We start from the raw sequence: 20860 nt of genomic DNA, 5'->3' as shown, positions 1-20860 counted from the left end.
AACTAATGGGGTGACCATCCATGGGTAACCGAATCAAAGTAATGACGATATTTGGAACAAGACCGGAAGCTATTAAAATGGCACCACTTGTACTAGAGCTGAAGAAACAATCGGATAAGTTTGAACCGATTGTGACCGTTACAGCACAGCACCGAGAAATGCTTGATCAAGTGCTCGAAATCTTCAACATAACTCCAGATTACGATTTAAATATTATGCAAGCGAAACAAACACTTTCTCAAATCACGACGAGAGCGCTTGAAGGGTTAGACGAAGTGATGAAGGAAACGAAGCCGGATATCGTACTCGTGCACGGAGATACAACGACTACATTCGCTGCCTCCCTTGCGGCGTATTACAATCAAATTGCAGTTGGACATGTGGAGGCCGGTTTACGGACGTGGGATAAATATTCTCCATATCCAGAGGAGATGAACCGCCAATTAACAGGAATTATGGCAGATTTGCATTTTGCGCCAACCGAGCAATCTAAACAAAATCTGTTAGCGGAGAACAAGAAAGAGGATTCTATTTTCGTCACCGGGAATACGGGAATCGATGCACTGAATACAACAGTAAGTGAGGACTATCAACATCCGATTATTGATTCTTTAGGAGAAAGTAGATTAGTACTCATGACCGCCCACCGACGAGAGAACTTAGGGAAGAATATGCAGCAAATGTTCCGTGCGATTAAGCGACTAGTCCAAGCTCATCCTGACGTGAAAGTGGTGTACCCTGTCCACTTAAATCCGGTAGTTCAAGAGACGGCCAACGAAATATTAGGAAATGATGAGCGAATTCAGCTCATTGAGCCATTAAATGCAGTGGATTTTCATAATTTCGCATCAAGAGCACACTTGATTTTAACAGATTCAGGTGGAGTTCAAGAAGAAGCGCCATCACTAGGTGTACCTGTGCTTGTTTTACGAGATACAACAGAGCGACCTGAAGGGATTGAAGCAGGCACGTTAAAGCTTGCGGGAACGGATGAAGAGACTATTTTCCAACTGGCAAATGAACTGTTATCAGATTCTGATGCACATGAGAAAATGGCAAAAGCATCGAATCCATATGGAGATGGACAAGCATCTGTGCGTATTGCGGAAGCGATTGATTATTTTTTTCATAACTCAAAGGATAGACCACAATCTTTTAACGTGAAATAAGTCTAGAGATTTTTTCTCTAGGCTTTTTTATATATATTGCATGCATGGAATTACTCTGCTCCGCAGACAATAAGAACTAAAAAACGAGGAGAGGATTCTGTGAGGAAAGTCGCTCAGTTATTCATTGTACTAACCATGATTGTCGGGTTAACTCCTATAAAAGTGAACGGCCAAATAGAATCCGACGAGCTATCCGTGATTGTGGAAGTGGATGGAGATCCCTATCAACATAAAGCTTACATAGAGGATCATCACCCTTTTGTAGAAGTAGTAGAAGTGTATGATACGTTGCTAAATGCAATCGCGATCAAAGGGAACCGACAGGATATCGAGGAAATCACGTTAATGGAAGACATAGAAAAAACATATCCAGTTCGTACTTATCACACAACAAATGTGAACACGAGCATTCCTTTCTTGAAAGATCCGGCTAACCAGCTGGATAAACCTCTAGCATATAATGGGGAAGGTGTGAAAGTGGGGGTTATTGATACAGGAGTCGACTTTCATCACCCGGACTTAACCAGCAGTTACGAGGGAGGATATGATTTAGTTGACTTAGATAAGGAGCCAATGGAAACCTTACCTGAGCAAGGTCAGCCAACCCTTCATGGCACACACGTCTCTGGAATCATTGCGGCCAACGGCAATATGAAAGGGATTGCGCCGGAAGCAGATCTATATGGATACCGCGCACTAGGTCCAGGCGGAATGGGTACTTCTGTACAGGTTATTGCTGCGTTAGAAAGAGCTGTAAATGATGGAATGGATGTTGTGAATATGTCCTTAGGAAATTCGGTGAACGGCCCAGATTGGCCAACAACAGTTGCAGTAAACAAAGCAATTGAAAAAGGGGTAACAGTCGTAATTGCCAACGGAAACGCTGGCCCGAACAATTGGACGGTAGGCTCTCCAGCTACGTCAGATAAAGCTATCTCAGTCGGAGCATCTACGCCTCCTTTAACCTATCCGTATTTGTTTGATTCCTTCACGGATAAGAAAATCCCGCTTCAAACCTTAATGGATTCAGTTCCGTGGAGTTTACAAAGAAAGTATCCTATTGTGTATGGTGGAATTGGTGAAAAAGAAATAAACGATGCAAAAGGGAAGATAGTTCTAATGAAGCGAGGCAAGATTCCTTTTGAAGAAAAGGCGAGAAAAGCGGAGGAAGCAGGAGCGATTGCTGTCTTAATCTACAATAATGAAAAAGGACCATTTCAAGGTGGACTTAATGATAAAGGCGATGAGATTACGATACCTGTAGCTTCCCTTTCTAAAAAAGATGGCGAATGGCTCTTAGAACATATGGTCCAAAAAAACAAATGGATGGCGACCGAATATGAAACGACAGAAGATAAGATGGCACAATTCAGCTCACGAGGACCTGTTACGATTTCATGGGACATTAAGCCAGAAATTGTTGCACCAGGAGCTGCTATAAATAGCACCGTACCGGGGGGCTATCAAGAACTGCAAGGGACTAGTATGGCAGCCCCACATGTTGCTGGGGGAGCTGTTTTAGTAAAGCAGGCACATCCGAACTGGACACCGGAGCAAGTAAAGGGGGCATTGTTGACGACGGCAATGCCAATAAGCGATGAAAAAGGAAACCGGTATGAGCCGATTGATCAAGGGATGGGCCGAATGCAAATTAAAAAAGCAATTCACACAGACACCATCCTTCATAATCCTTTACTATCACTTGGAAAATTAACAAAATTAAAAGAGGACGTGACCTATAAGCTGGAGATTGAGAATGTATCAGACGAAACGAAGGCCTATCACTTTGAACTACCAGAGCAAGAAAAGGGATTGCGCTGGCATTTTCCGAAGACCTTTACGATAGCGGCTAAGCAGACAAAGACAGTACCTATCACGCTAGAGGTAACAACTTCACAACGGAAAAAAGGATTGAATCAAGGTTGGGTCACTTTAAGGTCAGATGAAACCTCCTATGAACTTCCATACCTATTTGTTAATAAGGAAGCAAATTTCCCTAGGATAATGGGATTTGAATTTGGATTACAAGCGTTCTCCGATGGAAAATACGAATACAGGCTATATTTACCAGGAGGTGCCAAAGGGTTAACGGTTGATTTATATGATGCAAAGACGTTACAGTTCAAGAGAACGTTGCTCCAGCTTGAAGAGCTTAAGAAAGGCTTAACGGAAGGAGTAATAGAAGGAAGAAAAGTAGGCGATAGTGGAAGCTACTTGGCTAATATCACTATCGTAACGGAAAATGGGGAGACCTATTATCAGCAAGTGCCTGTAAAGATTATGAGTGATTAAAATAGTAAAAGTAAGTGGAATGAGGAGTACACTACATTCCACTTACTCTTACACTAAATTATGTAAAGTTTATGTAATGTCACAAATTTGTCGAAATCAAAATAACATTCATCTAGTATAATGATAATGATTATGAACCCAACTGTGCAGCATACATAACTTTGTAGTTAAAAACATTCTATAAACATACAGATTGACATTGGACAACCCCTATTGTATGCTATTTTAGGATGAGCATAGTAAGGGGTTACAAAAAGTAAAAAAGATTCATAGTCACAAGTGATTTCTACATCTATGTTATAGGACTCCTACTAGTATTGCGGGGGAAGCGAAATGAATGAATATCAAAGAATGATAACCCGTCAACGTAAGTGGATGTTCTACCTTCTATCGCTCTTAGTTTTAGGTGCGGGATTTACTCCATATCCTCGTATCTTCCTCGGACTTCTCCTTGGAACCGTTATAAGCTTTTACAATTTATGGCTTATGCAACGCAAGATTAATCAGCTAGGCTTAGCTACCATTCAAAATCGCCGAATGCAGGGCATTGGCACTTTTACGCGATTAGCTTCAGGCGCTGCCGCCGTATTAATCGCTCTACGCTTTGAGGAATATTTCCATCTTATAGCAGTTATTATTGGATTAATGACAGCTTATGTTGTCATTATGATAGATTTTGTACTACTTAAATCAAGAGACTTGCATAAGGAAGAGGGGTGAAAGATTTGGAACATGAAAAACCTTTAGCTCTCGATGTGTTTGGAATATCTTGGTTAGATTTTAACCTATCTAATGTATTAATGATGGCGATTGCATCTCTAATTGTGTTTATTCTAGGTGTAACGGCATCAAGAAGGCTTCAAATGAAGCCAACGGGTCTTCAGAATTTTATGGAATGGGTCATTGATTTCGTAAAAGGCATTATTGGAGATACGATGGACTGGAAAACAGGGAAAACCTTTCTTCCATTAGGATTAACTTTGATCACCTATATTTTCGTCAGCAACCTATTAGGGGTAGCCTTCATGGTTACGGATAGTCATCACCAGTTATGGTGGAAGTCGCCGACATCCGACCCGGGGATTACGTTGACATTATCCGCCATGGTTATCGTTTTAACACATTATTACGGTATTAAAGTAAAAGGTGTCAAAGAGTACGGAAAAGATTATTTCCGTCCAATGTGGTTCTTATTTCCAGTTAAGTTGCTTGAAGAGTTCTCGAATACGCTAACGTTAGGTCTTCGTCTTTTCGGTAACATATACGCAGGTGAGGTATTACTAACTATGCTTGCTGGACTAACCGCTTCAGGCGTCCTTGGATTCCTAGGTGGTGCAATCCCGATGCTAGCTTGGCAAGGATTCAGTTTATTCGTAGGTGCCATTCAAGCATTCATTTTCACTATGTTAACAATGGTTTATATGTCTCACAAAGTGAGCAGCGACCATTAATAATATTTTCGAAACTTCCGCCAGTGAGGTTTCAACCCCGCTGACGGATGTCAGTTGAAAAAAATTGACATTCCATGTTCATAGGGGAAAACAAGAACTAAACTTTTATATATTATGAGGAGGATTTTCATTATGGGAGCTTTAGCAGCTGCAATAGCAGTAGGATTGGCAGCACTTGGTGCTGGTATTGGTAACGGTCTAATCGTAAGTCGTACAGTAGAAGGTATCGCGCGTCAACCAGAATTGCGCAGTGCACTTCAAACAACAATGTTTATTGGTATCGGTCTAGTAGAGGCAATGCCGATCATCGCTGTTGTAATCGCACTAATCGTGATGTAACAGATTTTATATGTAAATGGCGAAGGTCTAACGTAGTTGTGCTTTCGCCATTCCTTTACGATTAGGAACCTATTTGTAAAGGAAAAACGTTTAAGTCAGATTCGATTTATTTGTTGTTTCGAAAGGAGTGAAATCTGTGCAATCATTAACAGGTGGTTGGTTGACGATACAAGCTGGTGGTGGAATTGGCGGTCTTTTTACTGGAGACATGCTAGCCCAACTTTTCTTCTTTATTGTATTACTAGTCCTACTACGTAAATTTGCGTGGGGACCATTAATGGGAGTAATGAAACAAAGGGAAGATCATATCGCGAACGAAATTGAAACAGCTGAAAAAAATCGCCAGGAAGCAGAGCGTGCTTCTCGTGAAGCAAACGAGCAATTACAAAAAACTCGTCAAGAAGCACAAGCGATCATTGAAGAGGCGAAAAAAGCTGGTCAAAAGCAAGAACAAGATATTATTGCTTCTGCTCGTAAAGAAGCAGATCGTATAAAAGAAGCAGCACAAGAAGAAATCAACAACGAGAAAGAAAAAGCGATTCAAGCGCTTCAAGATCAAGTGGCAACACTCTCTGTACAAATTGCTACTAAAGTAATTGAAAAAGAGATTAATGCACAAGACCAAGAGAAATTGATTTCCGAATATATTAAAGAGGTAGGAGAAGAGCGATGAGTGAAGCAGTAGTTTCCAAGCGTTATGCAGATGCTCTTTTTCAACTTGCACAAGAAAAATCTCGATTAATAGAGTTAGAAGAAGAAATGCGTGCTTTGGACGAAATTGTGAAGCAAAGCCCAGAGCTTTTAACTTTTTTAACAAACCCGAAAGTAAATGGTTCTGATAAAAAGAACCTACTAAAAGAATCACTAAAAGACTTTTCGAATGAAGTGCTTCATACACTATTTATTCTTGTGGATCGTCACCGTGAAGAATCTATTCCGGATGTGATCACACATGTTATTGCGTTAGCAAACGAAATGAAAGGCATCGCAGAAGCGAAAGTCTACTCTGTTCGTGAGTTATCGATTGATGAACAAGAAGAGATTTCTAAGGTGTTTGCGAAGAAGCTAAACATCAACGTATTGAAAATAGAAAACATTGTAGATCCAAGCATTATCGGTGGAATCAAGATTAGAATTGGGAACACCATATATGATGGATCGATTTCTGGAAAGCTTACTCGTCTAGAGCGAAGCATAGTGTCAGCTAATTAAGGATGATAGGGGTGAAATGGCATGAGCATAAAAGCTGAAGAAATCAGTTCACTGATTAAACAGCAGATTGAAAACTATCAATCAGATATCCAAGTATCTGATGTTGGTACAGTTATCGAAATTGGTGACGGTATCGCACGTGCACACGGCCTTGATAATGTCATGGCTGGGGAGCTCGTTGAATTTTCAAATGGTGTCATGGGTATGGCACAGAACTTAGAAGAAAACAATGTTGGTATCGTTATCTTAGGCCCTTACACGGAAATCCGTGAAGGAGACGAAGTGAAACGTACTGGCCGTATTATGGAAGTGCCTGTTGGTGAGGAATTACTAGGACGTGTAGTAAATCCACTTGGACAACCAATCGATGGGAAGGGTGCAATTGAGACAAGTAAAGCTCGTCCAATTGAATCACCAGCTCCAGGGGTAATGGATCGTAAATCCGTTCATGAACCACTTCAAACAGGTATTAAAGCAATTGATGCACTAGTACCAATCGGACGTGGACAACGTGAGCTAATCATTGGAGACCGTCAAACTGGTAAAACAACAGTAGCAATTGATGCAATCCTGAATCCAAAAGGTCAAGATATGATTTGTATTTATGTAGCGATTGGCCAAAAAGAATCTACGGTTCGTGGAACGGTAGAAACGTTACGTAAATACGGTGCACTTGATTACACTATTGTTGTATCTGCAGGTGCGTCTGACCCTGCACCACTTCTTTACCTAGCTCCATATACAGGGGTGTCTATGGGTGAAGAATTTATGTACAACGGAAAACACGTATTAGTAGTATATGATGACTTGTCCAAACAAGCGGCAGCGTACCGTGAACTTTCCTTGTTACTACGTAGACCTCCAGGTCGTGAAGCATTCCCAGGGGATGTATTCTACTTGCACTCTCGTTTACTAGAGCGTGCTGCGAAGCTTAGTGATGCAAAGGGTGGCGGTTCTTTAACAGCACTTCCATTCGTTGAAACACAAGCAGGGGATATCTCCGCATATATCCCGACAAACGTTATTTCCATCACAGATGGACAAATTTTCTTGCAGTCTGATCTATTCTTCTCTGGTGTTCGTCCAGCGATTAACCCAGGTCTTTCTGTATCCCGTGTAGGTGGTTCTGCACAAATTAAAGCGATGAAAAAAGTTTCAGGTACGCTACGTCTAGACCTAGCTTCTTACCGTGAACTAGAATCCTTCGCACAATTCGGTTCAGACCTTGATGCGGCAACGCAGGCGAAGCTAAATCGTGGTGCACGTACTGTAGAAGTGTTAAAGCAAGGCCTTCACAAACCACTTGATGTAGAAAAACAAGTGATGATTATCTACGCACTTGTTAATGGATATCTAGATGATATTCCTGTGGAAGACATTACTCGCTTTGAGTCTGAATTCCATGTATGGTTAGATAACAATAAAGCTGATTTATTGTTATCAATCCGTGAGACAGGAAATCTTGGGGAAGCAGAGGATATGAATGGTGCTGTAGAAGCATTCAAGAAAACATTCGTACCATCTGCGTAAGGCTCAATAGGTCGAAATCCTTGTAAGAAAGGACGGTGAAAGACGTGGCATCATTAAGAGATATCGAGAAGAAAATTAGTTCTCGTAAGAAAACAAAGCAAATTACAAAGGCGATGCACATGGTTTCTGCTTCGAAGCTTAGCAAGGCAGAGCAAAATGCAAAATCCTTTGTACCATACAGCGATAAAATCCAAGAAGTAGTAGCAAGTATCGCAGCGAACGATTCGAATATTCAGCATCCAATGTTGAAACAACGAGCCGTGAAAAAAGTGGGATACTTTGTGATCACTTCAGACCGTGGTCTCGCTGGTGCATATAACAGTAGTATCCTAAGAACGGTATATCGAGACATTACACAACGCCATAGTTCTGCGGACGAATATACGATTATCGTAATTGGTCGAATCGGAAGAGATTTCTTTGTGAAGCGTGGCTTCTCAGTTTCAAAGGAAATCGTTGGCATTGGTGATCAACCGAGCTTTGCGGATGTGAAGGAATTAGCGAACGAAACGGTTCAAATGTATATCGATGAAGAAATCGATGAATTAAACATTTACTATAACCATTACGTAAGTGCTATTTCTCAAGAAGTAACATCTCGCAAGCTATTACCTTTAACGGATATTTCTCAAGGCTCTGGTTCTAAAAGCTCGTATGAGTACGAGCCAGATCAAGAGAAGATACTGGAGGTTCTTTTGCCTCAATATGCAGAAAGTATGATTTACGGAACGCTTTTAGATGGGAAAGCTAGTGAGCACGCTGCTCGTATGACTGCGATGCAGAATGCAACAGATAATGCGAACCAACTAATTGACGAATTGTCACTGACATACAACCGTGCCCGTCAAGCAGCAATTACGCAAGAAATTACCGAAATTGTTGGTGGAGCGGCAGCACTCGAATAGGACTTTGAGAAGAAGTAAGGAGGGAAAACGATGAGCAAAGGATACGTTACACAAATAATGGGACCAGTTGTCGACGTTAAATTTGAAGACGGACATCTTCCTGAAATTTATAACGCTTTAACGGTTCTTTCCAGTGATGGTAGTGAAAGCAGCCTAACGCTTGAGGTTGCCTTACACCTTGGCGATGACAGTGTACGTACAATCGCGATGTCATCTACGGAAGGAATTCAACGTGGTGCAGAAGTGAAGGACCAAGGTTCCCCGATCTCTGTTCCAGTTGGAGACGTAACGTTAGGTCGTGTATTCAACGTATTAGGGGATAACATTGACCTTGATGAGAAGATTGATGCTAGTGTGAGAAGAGACCCAATTCACCGTCAATCTCCAAAGTTTGAAGATTTAGCTACAGAAACTGAAATTTTAGAAACAGGTATTAAAGTAGTAGACTTACTTGCTCCGTATATTAAGGGTGGTAAGATCGGACTATTTGGTGGTGCGGGTGTAGGTAAAACCGTATTAATTCAAGAGCTTATTAACAACATCGCCCAAGAGCACGGTGGTATTTCCGTGTTCGCTGGGGTAGGGGAACGTACTCGTGAAGGAAACGACCTCTACTTTGAAATGAAAGACTCTGGCGTTATCGCAAAAACAGCGATGGTATTCGGTCAAATGAACGAGCCACCTGGAGCACGTATGCGTGTAGCACTAACTGGTCTTACAATGGCGGAATATTTCCGTGATGAGCAAGGACAAGACGTGTTACTATTTATCGATAACATTTTCCGTTTCACACAAGCAGGTTCTGAGGTATCCGCCCTTCTTGGACGTATGCCATCTGCCGTTGGTTACCAACCAACACTTGCTACAGAAATGGGTCAGCTTCAAGAGCGTATTACGTCAACGAAAAAAGGTTCTGTTACATCCATCCAAGCGATTTATGTACCTGCCGATGACTATACGGATCCAGCACCAGCTACTACCTTCGCTCACTTAGATGCGACTACAAACCTAGACCGTAAGCTTTCTGAGCAAGGTATTTATCCTGCCGTAGATCCATTAGCTTCTACGTCTCGTGCTCTTGATCCAGAAATCGTTGGGGAAGAACACTACAACGTAGCTCGTGAAGTGCAACAAACACTTCAACGTTACAAAGAGCTACAAGATATTATTGCAATCTTAGGTATGGACGAGCTTTCTGATGAGGATAAATTAACAGTTGCTCGTGCACGTCGTATTCAATTCTTCCTATCTCAGAACTTCCACGTAGCAGAGCAGTTTACTGGTCAACCTGGTTCTTATGTGCCGGTTCAAGAAACTGTAAAAGGCTTCCGTGAAATTCTAGATGGTAAGCATGATGATCTTCCAGAGGATGCATTCCGTTTAGTTGGACGTATCGAGGAAGTAGTCGAAGCAGCAAAACAAATGAACTATTAATAAGCTAGAGTAGTTTATCCTCTCGGGTAAAACTACTCTGACTTATGAAAATGGTTAACAATAGTGGACACGCAGCTAAGTTGCGATCCAAGCCCAAGGAGGGATTGTAATGAAAACACTAACTGTGAGTGTTGTCACTCCTGATGGCCCTGTCTTGGAAGATACATTTGAAATGGTTAGTTGTAAATCGGAGATTGGGGAGCTTGGTATTTTACCAGGTCACATCCCAATGGTTGCGCCTCTTTCCATTAGTGCCGTTCGCCTGAAAAATGGCGACGATACGAAAAAACTTGCTGTAAACGGCGGATTTTTAGAAATTCGTCCGGAAAAAGTAACGATTCTTGCTCAATCTGCTGAAGATCCACATGAGATTGATGTAGAACGTGCAAAGCGAGCAAAAGAAAGAGCGGAGCAACGATTACAATCTAAACAAGATGATATAGATTTCAGACGGGCAGAACTAGCATTAAAAAGAGCAATGAACCGTCTAGATATTGTCGGATAAATAATAACTAATATGACGAAGAAGAAGACTTGGAGCCTGTGTAAGGTTTTAAGTCTTTTTTTGTTGAGAAAGAAGGGCGTGCCTGTCACTTCCCGGTTTCTGTCGAAAACCGGAAAGTGACAGGCACGCCCCGAACGATGTCGAAAAACTTTTTCATATCATTTTAATAACTCGCCCAACATATTGAGTTACATAGAATAAAGCAAGCGTAAAATTCGACACAAAAAGTAAACGTTTACATAGTTGTTGAATCAACGAAAACACTATACTACAATTATTTATGTAATCGTTTTCAAAAAAGACGATTGTATAAAATAAAAAGGGGGAAAAAGGATGAAACACTGGAAAAAGGTTTTTGGGATAATGAGTTTACTGTTCCTAAGTATTTTCCTAGCAGCATGTAATAGCACAGATGAACAAGCCTCAAGTGAAACGGGTAATAGTGAAAAAGAAACAACCGAAGAAAAGCAAGAGGAAGAGGAGAAAGTAACCCTCGTTTACTCATCAGGAGTAGATACAACGGATGCAACTGAAAAATTGATTGAAGCCTTTGAAGCATCCCATCCTAACATCGATATTGAGTACCGGGAAATGCCTGCAGATACAGGACAACAGCACGATCAATATGTAACAGCATTTAGTGCACAGAGTTCGGAAATCGATGTGTTTGAAGGAGATGTGATTTGGCCAGCAGAGTTTGCGCAAGCAAACTACACATTAGATTTAGATCGATTTATTAAAGCTGATGGCATAAACATGGATGACTATTTTCCTGGTACGGTAGCTGCTGGAAAATTTAATGGAAAGCAGTGGGCCATGCCTATGTTCTCTGATGCGGGAATGCTTTATTACAGAACGGACATCGTCGATACACCTCCGAAAACATGGGACGAACTAATCAAACAAGCAAAGTCTCTTAAGGGAGAGGCTGGAACTCAATTCGGATATCTTATGCAAGCAGCTCAATATGAAGGACTTGTATGTAACGCGATTGAGTTTATCGCTTCCTACGGAGGACAAATTATTAATGAAAATAACGAAGTGGTGGCAAACAGCCCAGAAACAGTAAAAGCGATTAAGAAAATGCAAGAAATCGTAAACTCTGCCTTCGTACCGGATAACATTTTAAACTTTATGGAAACAGAAACGGAAACGGCTTGGATTGAAGGTCAGTCTGTTTTTGCACGTAACTGGCCTTATATGCAAGCATCCTCCAATGACCCTGAAAGATCTAAAGTAATCGATAAAATCGGAATTACAACTCTTCCATCTGGTGATGCGGATAGTGCTGCTACGTTAGGTGGTTGGATGGCCATGATAAATCGATATACGGAACATCCAGAAGCAGCTTGGGAACTCGTAAAATTCTTATCGGGACCTGAAGGCCAAAAAATCCGTGCTATTGAAGGAGGATCAGCGCCTACGTTAAAGGCACTTTATGAAGATGCTGATATTAAAGAAGCTAGCCCTCTATTTGCCAACCCAGAATTCCAAAAAGTATTGGCAGCAGCAGTGCCAAGACCGGTTTCCCCAATTTACCCAGAGATCTCAGACATTTTGCAAATAGAACTGTCAAGTGCACTAACAGGTGATCAAACAGCAGAAGAAGCAGCAGCAAACATCCAAACCAAAGTAGAAGCAGCCATAAACGAATAAAACCCTCGTGCCTGTCACTTCCCGGTTTTTGTCGAAAACCGGGAAGTGACAGGCACACCCCGAATTGTGTCGAACTACTTTTTATTTTCATTTTAATAACTAACCTAATCCGTTGTCGCCGTAAGAAGTATATACAAGTTGATATAGGAACAACTAGAAAACGCTTACTTTTTTATCTAAAAACCGTTGACCCTTTAAAATTAGATGTACTATAATAAAAAATGTAATCGATTTCATAATAGTACATTCAATGCGTTAAGCGGTTACATGAATGGGTCTACTAATTTAAAGGGGGAATTAGTTTGAAACTTTGGAAATCAGCCTTAGCGAGTCTTGGATTACTTCTACTAGTATTGTTTTTAGCGGCATGTAATGGTGGAAATGACAAGGCTTCGGACGATTCAGGTAACACAGATACAGAGACAACCGATGAGAATACAGAAGATGAGAAAGTAACGATTGTATATGCACGTGGTGTAGATACAACAGGTGCAAACGAAAAGCTAGTAGCAGCATTTGAGGAAGCACATCCGAACATCGATGTAGAATTCCGGGAAATGCCTGCAGATACAGGACAACAGCACGATCAATATGTAACAGCATTTAGTGCACAAAGCTCCGAAATTGATGTGTTCGATGCAGACGTAATTTGGCCAGCAGAATTTGCTCAAGCAAACTATGCCTTAGAGCTAGATCGTTTCATCAAAGCAGATGGTATCAACATGGAGGACTATTTCCCAGGAACAGTAGCAGCAGGGAAGTTTAATGGAAAGCAATGGGCAATGCCTAAATTCACAGATGCGGGGATGCTTTATTACAGAACGGACATCGTCGATACTCCTCCGAAAACATGGGATGAGCTGATTGAACAAGCAAAATCTCTTGACGGTGAAGCAGGTACACAATTTGGTTACTTAATGCAGGCTTCTCAATATGAAGGACTTGTGTGTAACGCAATTGAGTTTATTGCTTCCTACGGCGGACAAATCATTAATGAGAATAACGAAGTGGTTGCGAATAGCCCAGAAACAGTAAAAGCGATTAAGAAAATGCAAGAAATCGTAAACTCTGACTTCGTACCGGATAACATTTTAAACTTCATGGAAACAGAAACAGAGACAGCATGGATCGAAGGTCAATCCGTATTTGCACGTAACTGGCCTTATATGCAAGCATCTTCCAATGATGAAGAGAGATCCAAAGTCGTAGGTAATGTTGGAATTACGACATTACCAGCTGGTGATGCAGGAAGTGCGGCAACTCTAGGTGGTTGGATGACAATGATTAACCGTTATAGTGAGCATCCAGAAGCTGCTTGGGAATTTGTGAAGTTCATGACTGGTCCAGAAGGTCAAAAAATCACAGCAACAGAAGGTGGATCAGCACCAACTTTGAAGGCACTTTATGAGGATACTGAAATCCAAGAAGCAAGCCCATTATTTGCAAACCCTGAGTTTGTAAAAGTGTTGGAAGCTGCAGTACCACGCCCAGTAACACCAATTTATCCAAAGATCTCTGATATTTTACAAATTGAACTTTCTAGTGCATTAACTGGAGATCAAACCGCGGAAGAAGCAGCAGCAAATATCCAAACAAAAATTGAAGAAGCAATGAGTGAGTAACGCTTCTACAGTAGAGGAGCAAGATGAGCGGAAACTCTCATCTTGCTTTTCCTTTACCCCTACCAGGGTAGCTAGGTTTAAGAAGGAAGATAAGGTTAACGAAAGCATCGAGCCTGCACCTTTCACACCAAGTTTTTCAATACGAAAGTCTCGAGACACAGGGCAAATGGAAAAAAGAAGGGGGATCACGATGAAGAAGTTTCAATTAAACGAAAAACAGCTAGGTTATGCCATGGTCATACCGTCACTAATTTTAGTTTTTGTTGTTACCCTGTGGCCAGTTGCGCAATCTATGTGGAATAGTTTGTTTGACTATCGATTAAATGACCCAACCCGTTCTCAAAAAATGTTAGATGCAAATATTGATCTTGAGCGTTATGCGGATAACTACTTTTATATCGGGAATCAATTAGAAAGCTTAGCAACTGCTGCTCCAGGAGAAGACGCAGCTAAGGTTCAAGATATTCAAGATCAAATCGAGTCCTTTCATCAGCAACTTTTAAAGAATGACCAAATAAAGAAGGATATCGCAACCATCGATGAAATGCTCATGAAATATCAACCGGTTACGGATTCGGAATTAAAGTATGAACAGATTGATAATGATTTTGCTGTTGATTATCGACAGGCTCTCCAATCCTTTGAAGAACAATTAACAACCATGGCTGAAGCGACAAGCGACGAGCAACTATCCGAACAATTTACACAAACAGCAGGGTTGTTAGGTGCTACGAGTAACACGATTCTAAAATCTAACTTTATCGGATTGGACAATTACGTCAAATATTTCAAGGATAAAAGAATGTGGCAGTCCCTCTGGAATACGACATTCTTTACAGTTATTTCTGTAGGATTTGAGCTCGTATTAGGATTAGCAATTGCGTTGCTCATCAACAGAGCCTTTAAAGGTCGAGGTTTAATTCGGGCATCCGTACTCATTCCATGGGCCATTCCAACGGCTGTTGCTGCCATGATGTGGGGATTTCTATATGACGGTCAATCTGGAATCGTCGGACATTATTTAGAAGTGTTAAACATCGTGCCAGATGCATCGTGGCTACTGTCTACATCGAATGGGGCGATGTTCTCCGTTATTTTAGCGGACGTTTGGAAAACTACTCCATATATGGCTCTATTACTATTAGCAGGCTTACAAACGATTCCGATGTCACTATATGAAGCAGCATCAGTGGACGGTGCAACGAAGCTCCAGCAGTTTCGATCTATTACACTACCATTATTAAAATCTAGTATTCTAGTTGCCTTATTGTTCCGTACTCTAGATGCATTCCGTGTATTTGACTTGATTTACGTATTGACAGGTGGAGGACCAGCGAACGCAACTGAATCTATTTCGGTATATGCTTATGAAACCTTGTTCGCACAGCAAAACTTCGGAGAAGGTTCCGTACTGTCAGTTATTGTATTCATCTGTGTTGCCATCATTAGTGTCATTTACGTGAAGTTAATCGGTTCAGAACTTATTTCAGGAAGAACAAGATAAGGGGGGGAACACAATGAAAAAAGCGGGATTTGGATTTTACACATTTCTCGTAATCTTTGTATTTTTAGTCATGTTCCCATTCATCTGGGTATTCTTGACATCCATTAAACCACCTGGAGAAATTTTCTCATCCTTTAACTGGTTTACGAAAAATCCAGGCTTAGATTCGTATGAAGCGGCCTTAACGAATCGACCACTGCTGCGATATATGTTAAATAGCTTCGTGGTGTCATCGTTAACAACTGTTTTAGCACTCGCTTTCGCATCGTTTGCCTCTTACGCAATTACAAGACTTCCGATAAGAGGAAAAGGACTTATTCTTGGAATTGTGCTTGCTGCATCGATGTTTCCACAGATTGCGATTATTTCACCAATGTTTAATTTGATTACAGGACTTGGCCTTAGAAATAGTTATTTAGGATTAGTGATTCCTTATATTACGATTAGTTTACCTTTGGCAATTTGGATACTATCCACCTTTTTTCAGAAAATACCGTATGAACTGGAGGAATCGGCAAAGCTGGATGGGGCAAGTCCATTTCAGACATTCCGAAAAATCATCTTTCCACTCGCCGCACCAGGGGTGTTTACAACTGGAATTCTCGTTTTTATTGCGGCATGGAATGAATACCTTTTTGCTTTAACAATCAATAGTTCCGATATGTGGCGCACCGTTCCCGTAGGGATTTCGATGTATCAAAGTCAGTACTCCATTCCTTGGGGAGATATCTCGGCTGCGACCGTTATCGTAACCATACCAATCGTCATCATCGTTCTACTATTCCAACGTAGAATCGTGTCAGGACTTACATCAGGATCTGTAAAAGAATAAAAACTATAAACTTAAGAAAGAGGGGATTCACATGCGCGTAACTGTATGGAATGAAAACAGACACGAAAAGAAAAATCCAGAGGTAGCTAAGATTTATCCAAATGGAATTCATGGTGCTATAGCTTCATTTCTAGAGGAAAAGGGCTTTGAAGCGTCCACAGCAACACTAGATGAACCAGAGCATGGACTTACAGATGAAGTATTAGAAAAAACCGATGTTTTAGTTTGGTGGGGACACCTCGCACATGACGAAGTATCAGATCAAATTGTAGAAAAAGTACACGAGCGTGTCTTGAAAGGAATGGGATTAGTGGTTCTTCATTCCGGTCACTTCTCCAAAATATTTAAAAAGCTAATGGGAACCTCCTGTGATCTAAAATGGAGAGAAGCGGACGAGAAAGAACGACTATGGGTCGTAGATCCTTCCCATCCAATCGCAGAAGGTGTGGATCAATTCATAGAGTTGGAAAAAGAAGAAATGTATGGAGAGCATTTTGACATCCCAACGCCAGACCAACTCGTATTCGTTAGTTGGTTTGAGGGGGGAGAGGTGTTCCGTTCAGGCTGTACGTATCAACGAGGAAATGGAAAAATATTTTACTTCCGTCCTGGACATGAATCGTATCCAACCTATCATCATCCAGACATTCAAAAGGTTATTGCGAACGGTGTGAAGTTCGTTCAACCGGTGAAGCGGGACTATCCTATTTACGGAAATGCTCAACCACTTGAAACAATATCAAACAAACCTGAGTAATAAGGAGCTGATGGATATGGGAAAACTGAAAGTAGGAGTAGTGGGATGTGGAAGCATTGCCAATCATCGCCATTTACCAGAGTATCAAAACAACCCTGCTGTAGAAATTGTAGCAGTATGTGATATTGTCGAGGAACGCGCAAAAACGACGGCCGAACTATTTGGTGCAGCAAATTATTATACCGATTATCAGGAACTGATTCAAAATAACGACGTGGATATGATCAGCGTCTGTACCCCTAATTATTTGCATGCCCCTGTTTCCATTGCGGCGCTGAATGCAGGGAAGCACGTCCTATGTGAGAAGCCAATGGCCACGTCAGAAGCAGAAGCAAAAGACATGATTGCAGCTTCAGAGAAATCTGGGAAGAAGCTTATGATTGGCCATAATCAACGCTTTGTCCCTTCCCATCAAAAAGCAAAAGAATTGATTGCGAATGGTGAGTTAGGTCGTATTTATAGCTTCCGTACAGCATTTGGTCATGGAGGACCAGAAGGCTGGAGTGCCGATGGCAAAAAAAGCTGGTTCTTTAAAAAAGAAGAAGCGTTTATCGGTGCGTTAGGAGATTTAGGTGTCCATAAAGCAGATTTACTTCGCTATATATTAGGAGAAGAAGTGAAGGAAGTGGCTTCCTTTGTGGAGGGAAATGCGAAACAAAATAGCACGGTCGATGACAATGCGGTTGCGTTACTTCGAACAGAGTCCGGCATTATCGGTACGTTAGCGGCAAGCTGGGCTTACGTTTCTAGTGAGGATAACTCTACGGTTATTTATGGGGAACATGGGATTATGAGATTAGAAGAGGATCCCGTTTACTCGATGATTATTCAGTATAAAGACGGGTCTACCGTTAATTATCAACTTGGACAAATACAAACAAATGAAAACCAATCGAATTCTGGCGTTATTGACCACTTTGTTTCAAGTGTCCAAAACGATGAGCAACCTCTCATTACAGGAGAAGAAGGTTGGAAATCTCTACAAGTTATTATCGCGGCCTTAGAGGCAAACGAGACAAAGAAAAACGTGCAGTTATAGGAGGATACGTATGCTTCGAATAGGAGTGATCGGGGTAGGTGGGATTGCACAAGCTAGACACTTACCTACCTTTGCTAACATGAAAGATCGAGTGAAAATCCAAGCAGTTTCCGATATCAATTCAGAGCTTGCGCAAAAGGTAGCAACTGAGTACGATGTACCGGTTGTTGTGCAAAACTATGAGGATATGTTCGACCAAGTCGATGCGGTAACCATTTGTACACCGAACAAGTTTCATGCCAATATTGCCATTGCTGCTTTAGAAGCTGGTAAGCATGTGCTATGTGAAAAACCGATGGCTTTATCTGCTCAAGAAGCCGAAAAAATGGTAGAAACAGCAAAGCGAACTGGAAAAACACTTTTTATCGGATTTCACTACCGATTTATGAAAGAATCCCAAGCGGCGAAAAAAATCATGGGTGCGGGAGAGATCGGAAAACCACTGGTCGTTCGAGTCGAAGCACTTCGTCGACGAAAAGTACCGGGATGGGGTGTGTTTACGAATAAGGAGCTTCAGGGTGGAGGTAGTTTAATTGATTTTGGATGCCACCATTTAGATTTGGCACTTTGGTTATTAGGAAACCCTGAACCAGTAGAAATATCTGGTGCAACCTATCAAGATCTTAGTACATCAGGAGACCTTGTTAATATGTGGGGAGATATTGATGCAAGCACGTTTGAAGTGGATGATCATGCGACGGCCTTCATCCGTTTTCGAAATGGAGCATCCTTATTTTTAGAAACATCGTGGGCTGCAAACGTGGCGGATGATAAAGAATCAGTGAGAATTTCGGGAGATAAAGCGGGACTGGATGTATTTCCGTTTGCTGTTTATCAATCGAAGCACGGCTTATTAGTGGACCAAGTACCTCATTGGTTACCAGGACCGGATGATCCGAGTATCCTACAAGCTGCTAACTTTGTAGATAGCTGTTTAGGGGTTGGAGAAGCGATTGTGAAGCCAGAGCAGGCTTTGCAAACCTCTAGAATTATTGATGCGATTTATGAAAGTAGCCTGACTGGAAAAAGTGTTCGATTCTAAGGAACAAAGGAGAGGAGAACGGTATGAGACTAGGAGTATTTACCGTATTATTTGCAGATCAATCATTTGAAGACATGCTAGACCATGTGAAAGCATCCGGATTAGAAGCGGTAGAAATTGGAACTGGTAACTACCCTGGAAATGCCCATTGTCCATTAGATGAGCTGCTCGATTCGGAAGCCAAAAGAAACGAATATATAAAAGCAGTAACGGATAGAGGCCTAACCATTAGTGCATTTAGTTGCCATGGAAATCCGCTATCCCCAGATACACGATTTGCGAAGGAAAGCCATGAGATATTAATTAAAACGATACAATTAGCAAACCTTTTGAATGTTCCAGTTGTAAATTGCTTTTCAGGTACAGCTGGAGATCATGAGGGAGCGAAATATCCGAACTGGCCCGTGGCTCCTTGGCCAAATGAATATGCCGATGTGCTAACATGGCAATGGGAAGAAAAACTGATTCCGTACTGGAAGGATGTTGGCCGAATTGCGGAAAAACATAATGTGAAAATCGGATTAGAGCTTCATGCAGGCTTCCTCGTTCATACACCATATACGATGCTAAAGCTGCGGGAAGAAACGACTGAAGCCATTGGAGCAAACCTTGATCCAAGCCACTTATGGTGGCAAGGCATTGACCCGGTAGCAGCTATCAAAATATTAGGAAAAGCAAATGCGATTCATCACTTCCATGCGAAGGACACCTACATTGATCAAGATAACGTCAACATGTATGGATTAACAGATATGCAGCCATATGGAAATGTACAAACACGAGCGTGGAACTTCCGCTCTGTTGGCTGTGGACATGGCTTAGAAGATTGGTCGAACATGATGAGCGCCTTACGGACCTATGGCTACGATTATGTTGTAAGCATAGAACACGAAGACCCAATTATGTCCATCGAAGAAGGCTTCCAACGAGCCGTTCAAAACTTAAAATCTGTAGTAATAAAAGAAAGCCCTGCTGATATGTGGTGGGTATAAAATAGAACTCCTTCAAAGGGATAAAACCTTTGAAGGAGTTGTTTTTGTTAACTGGTAAAAAGTATATAATGGTTGTTTCTTAGGATGTTTTGAATTCAAAGGAACGAGAAGTAGTAAATGACTGTCTAAAAAAGATAAAACTGTCGATATTACCCGGGAAATATCGAAATATGCCAAAGATGTAATCTTGGATTCATTGACAATTCCTCAAGCACGTGTCACTCTTTTTACAAGAGCTATTTAGAGAGGAAGAGGGAAAACGATGATGGAAACAATCGGGCAACAGGCGGCAATAAGTATCATCTCGCACATAATTTTCATTATTTTCACGTGGAGGGTGTTCCAGTCGGTTAATTTCGAACCAATGTTCCGAAAAGGGAGAACAGCCGAAGCTACGGTCGTCATTATCTTTTTAACGATAGCAGTTGGCACGACCGTGAGTACATTCTTTTTAAATCTATTACAATGGTCAGAGCAACTGTTGTACTTATTTTAATGAGTTATAACAGAATGATAGATTTGGAAGTATAGCAATCTACTATCTTGGTGATACTGAAACTAGTATTCATGAAGATAGGA

At 41.3% G+C, this 20860-nt stretch carries 20 protein-coding genes; all 20 read left to right on the top strand.

Going from position 1 to position 20860, the window contains the following annotated elements; genetic code table 11:
* Nucleotides 1–20: 20 nt before the first annotated feature.
* A complete protein-coding gene (gene wecB, locus FN924_RS16695; RefSeq protein ID WP_143896437.1) occupies nucleotides 21–1169 on the top strand; it encodes a non-hydrolyzing UDP-N-acetylglucosamine 2-epimerase in 1149 nt (382 codons plus the stop codon).
* Between the two features lie 99 nt (nucleotides 1170–1268).
* A complete protein-coding gene (locus FN924_RS16690) occupies nucleotides 1269–3461 on the top strand; it encodes a S8 family serine peptidase (RefSeq protein WP_323368627.1) in 2193 nt (730 codons plus the stop codon).
* Between the two features lie 333 nt (nucleotides 3462–3794).
* On the top strand, nucleotides 3795–4181 hold the full coding sequence (locus FN924_RS16685; protein ID WP_143896435.1) for an ATP synthase subunit I: 387 nt from the start codon (nucleotides 3795–3797) through the stop codon (nucleotides 4179–4181).
* A gap of 5 nt (nucleotides 4182–4186) precedes the next feature.
* A complete protein-coding gene (atpB, locus tag FN924_RS16680; protein WP_143896433.1) occupies nucleotides 4187–4912 on the top strand; it encodes a F0F1 ATP synthase subunit A in 726 nt (241 codons plus the stop codon).
* A 132-nt stretch (nucleotides 4913–5044) separates the two neighbouring features.
* On the top strand, nucleotides 5045–5251 hold the full coding sequence (gene atpE / locus FN924_RS16675) for a F0F1 ATP synthase subunit C (RefSeq protein ID WP_143896431.1): 207 nt from the start codon (nucleotides 5045–5047) through the stop codon (nucleotides 5249–5251).
* 136 nt (nucleotides 5252–5387) lie between these two features.
* Nucleotides 5388–5924 carry a F0F1 ATP synthase subunit B gene (gene atpF / locus FN924_RS16670; RefSeq protein ID WP_228409495.1) on the top strand — a complete coding sequence of 179 codons (537 nt, stop codon included), beginning with the start codon at nucleotides 5388–5390 and terminating at the stop codon, nucleotides 5922–5924.
* A complete protein-coding gene (locus FN924_RS16665) occupies nucleotides 5921–6463 on the top strand; it encodes a F0F1 ATP synthase subunit delta (RefSeq protein WP_143896429.1) in 543 nt (180 codons plus the stop codon). Before atpF ends, FN924_RS16665 begins: the two co-directional genes overlap by 4 nt.
* A 21-nt stretch (nucleotides 6464–6484) precedes the next feature.
* Nucleotides 6485–7993: a F0F1 ATP synthase subunit alpha gene (gene atpA, locus FN924_RS16660; protein WP_143896427.1), complete on the top strand. Its 1509-nt coding sequence runs from the start codon at nucleotides 6485–6487 to the stop codon at nucleotides 7991–7993.
* Nucleotides 7994–8037: 44 nt separating this feature from the next.
* Nucleotides 8038–8898, top strand: coding sequence for an ATP synthase F1 subunit gamma (gene atpG / locus FN924_RS16655; RefSeq protein ID WP_143896425.1), 861 nt, complete (start codon nucleotides 8038–8040; stop codon nucleotides 8896–8898).
* 30 nt (nucleotides 8899–8928) lie between these two features.
* Entirely contained in the window at nucleotides 8929–10332 is a 1404-nt protein-coding gene (atpD, locus tag FN924_RS16650) for a F0F1 ATP synthase subunit beta (RefSeq protein ID WP_143896423.1), read from the top strand.
* A 109-nt stretch (nucleotides 10333–10441) separates the two neighbouring features.
* On the top strand, nucleotides 10442–10837 hold the full coding sequence (locus tag FN924_RS16645) for a F0F1 ATP synthase subunit epsilon (protein WP_143896421.1): 396 nt from the start codon (nucleotides 10442–10444) through the stop codon (nucleotides 10835–10837).
* Between the two features lie 333 nt (nucleotides 10838–11170).
* A complete protein-coding gene (locus FN924_RS16640) occupies nucleotides 11171–12493 on the top strand; it encodes an ABC transporter substrate-binding protein (protein ID WP_143896419.1) in 1323 nt (440 codons plus the stop codon).
* Nucleotides 12494–12795: 302 nt separating this feature from the next.
* The gene (locus FN924_RS16635; protein ID WP_143896416.1) at nucleotides 12796–14115 is read left to right on the top strand and encodes an ABC transporter substrate-binding protein; all 1320 of its coding nucleotides are present in this window, start codon (nucleotides 12796–12798) and stop codon (nucleotides 14113–14115) included.
* Nucleotides 14116–14305: 190 nt separating this feature from the next.
* Nucleotides 14306–15619 carry a carbohydrate ABC transporter permease gene (locus FN924_RS16630; protein WP_143896414.1) on the top strand — a complete coding sequence of 438 codons (1314 nt, stop codon included), beginning with the start codon at nucleotides 14306–14308 and terminating at the stop codon, nucleotides 15617–15619.
* A gap of 13 nt (nucleotides 15620–15632) precedes the next feature.
* Nucleotides 15633–16451, top strand: a complete 819-nt coding sequence (locus tag FN924_RS16625; RefSeq protein ID WP_143896412.1) for a carbohydrate ABC transporter permease — start codon at nucleotides 15633–15635, stop codon at nucleotides 16449–16451.
* A gap of 31 nt (nucleotides 16452–16482) precedes the next feature.
* Nucleotides 16483–17208, top strand: coding sequence for a ThuA domain-containing protein (locus tag FN924_RS16620; RefSeq protein WP_143896410.1), 726 nt, complete (start codon nucleotides 16483–16485; stop codon nucleotides 17206–17208).
* A gap of 16 nt (nucleotides 17209–17224) precedes the next feature.
* Nucleotides 17225–18247 (top strand): Gfo/Idh/MocA family protein, encoded by a 1023-nt coding sequence (locus tag FN924_RS16615; RefSeq protein ID WP_143896408.1) that lies wholly within the window; start codon nucleotides 17225–17227, stop codon nucleotides 18245–18247.
* Nucleotides 18248–18251: 4 nt separating this feature from the next.
* Nucleotides 18252–19289 carry a Gfo/Idh/MocA family protein gene (locus tag FN924_RS16610; RefSeq protein WP_456095389.1) on the top strand — a complete coding sequence of 346 codons (1038 nt, stop codon included), beginning with the start codon at nucleotides 18252–18254 and terminating at the stop codon, nucleotides 19287–19289.
* A 23-nt stretch (nucleotides 19290–19312) separates the two neighbouring features.
* Nucleotides 19313–20281, top strand: a complete 969-nt coding sequence (locus FN924_RS16605) for a sugar phosphate isomerase/epimerase family protein (RefSeq protein WP_143896403.1) — start codon at nucleotides 19313–19315, stop codon at nucleotides 20279–20281.
* 265 nt (nucleotides 20282–20546) lie between these two features.
* Nucleotides 20547–20777, top strand: coding sequence for a DUF1146 family protein (locus FN924_RS16600; protein WP_194709728.1), 231 nt, complete (start codon nucleotides 20547–20549; stop codon nucleotides 20775–20777).
* Nucleotides 20778–20860: the final 83 nt, after the last annotated feature.

Origin of the sequence: Radiobacillus deserti (assembly GCF_007301515.1) — a bacterium.
GTDB lineage: Bacteria > Bacillota > Bacilli > Bacillales > Amphibacillaceae > Radiobacillus > Radiobacillus deserti.
Note: the sequence above shows the minus strand (reverse complement) of the source record. Positions and strands in the feature narration are given on the sequence as shown.

Bases quoted from the DNA above. Each gene is read 5' to 3' on its own strand.
- wecB (WP_143896437.1), top strand. From the start codon at position 21: ATGGGTAACCGAATCAAAGTAATGACGATATTTGGAACAAGACCGGAA.
- FN924_RS16685 (WP_143896435.1), top strand. From the start codon at position 3,795: ATGAATGAATATCAAAGAATGATAACCCGTCAACGTAAGTGGATGTTC.
- atpE (WP_143896431.1), top strand. From the start codon at position 5,045: ATGGGAGCTTTAGCAGCTGCAATAGCAGTAGGATTGGCAGCACTTGGT.
- FN924_RS16665 (WP_143896429.1), top strand. From the start codon at position 5,921: ATGAGTGAAGCAGTAGTTTCCAAGCGTTATGCAGATGCTCTTTTTCAA.
- atpA (WP_143896427.1), top strand. From the start codon at position 6,485: ATGAGCATAAAAGCTGAAGAAATCAGTTCACTGATTAAACAGCAGATT.
- atpD (WP_143896423.1), top strand. From the start codon at position 8,929: ATGAGCAAAGGATACGTTACACAAATAATGGGACCAGTTGTCGACGTT.
- FN924_RS16645 (WP_143896421.1), top strand. From the start codon at position 10,442: ATGAAAACACTAACTGTGAGTGTTGTCACTCCTGATGGCCCTGTCTTG.
- FN924_RS16640 (WP_143896419.1), top strand. From the start codon at position 11,171: ATGAAACACTGGAAAAAGGTTTTTGGGATAATGAGTTTACTGTTCCTA.
- FN924_RS16630 (WP_143896414.1), top strand. From the start codon at position 14,306: ATGAAGAAGTTTCAATTAAACGAAAAACAGCTAGGTTATGCCATGGTC.
- FN924_RS16625 (WP_143896412.1), top strand. From the start codon at position 15,633: ATGAAAAAAGCGGGATTTGGATTTTACACATTTCTCGTAATCTTTGTA.
- FN924_RS16620 (WP_143896410.1), top strand. From the start codon at position 16,483: ATGCGCGTAACTGTATGGAATGAAAACAGACACGAAAAGAAAAATCCA.
- FN924_RS16615 (WP_143896408.1), top strand. From the start codon at position 17,225: ATGGGAAAACTGAAAGTAGGAGTAGTGGGATGTGGAAGCATTGCCAAT.
- FN924_RS16605 (WP_143896403.1), top strand. From the start codon at position 19,313: ATGAGACTAGGAGTATTTACCGTATTATTTGCAGATCAATCATTTGAA.
- FN924_RS16600 (WP_194709728.1), top strand. From the start codon at position 20,547: ATGGAAACAATCGGGCAACAGGCGGCAATAAGTATCATCTCGCACATA.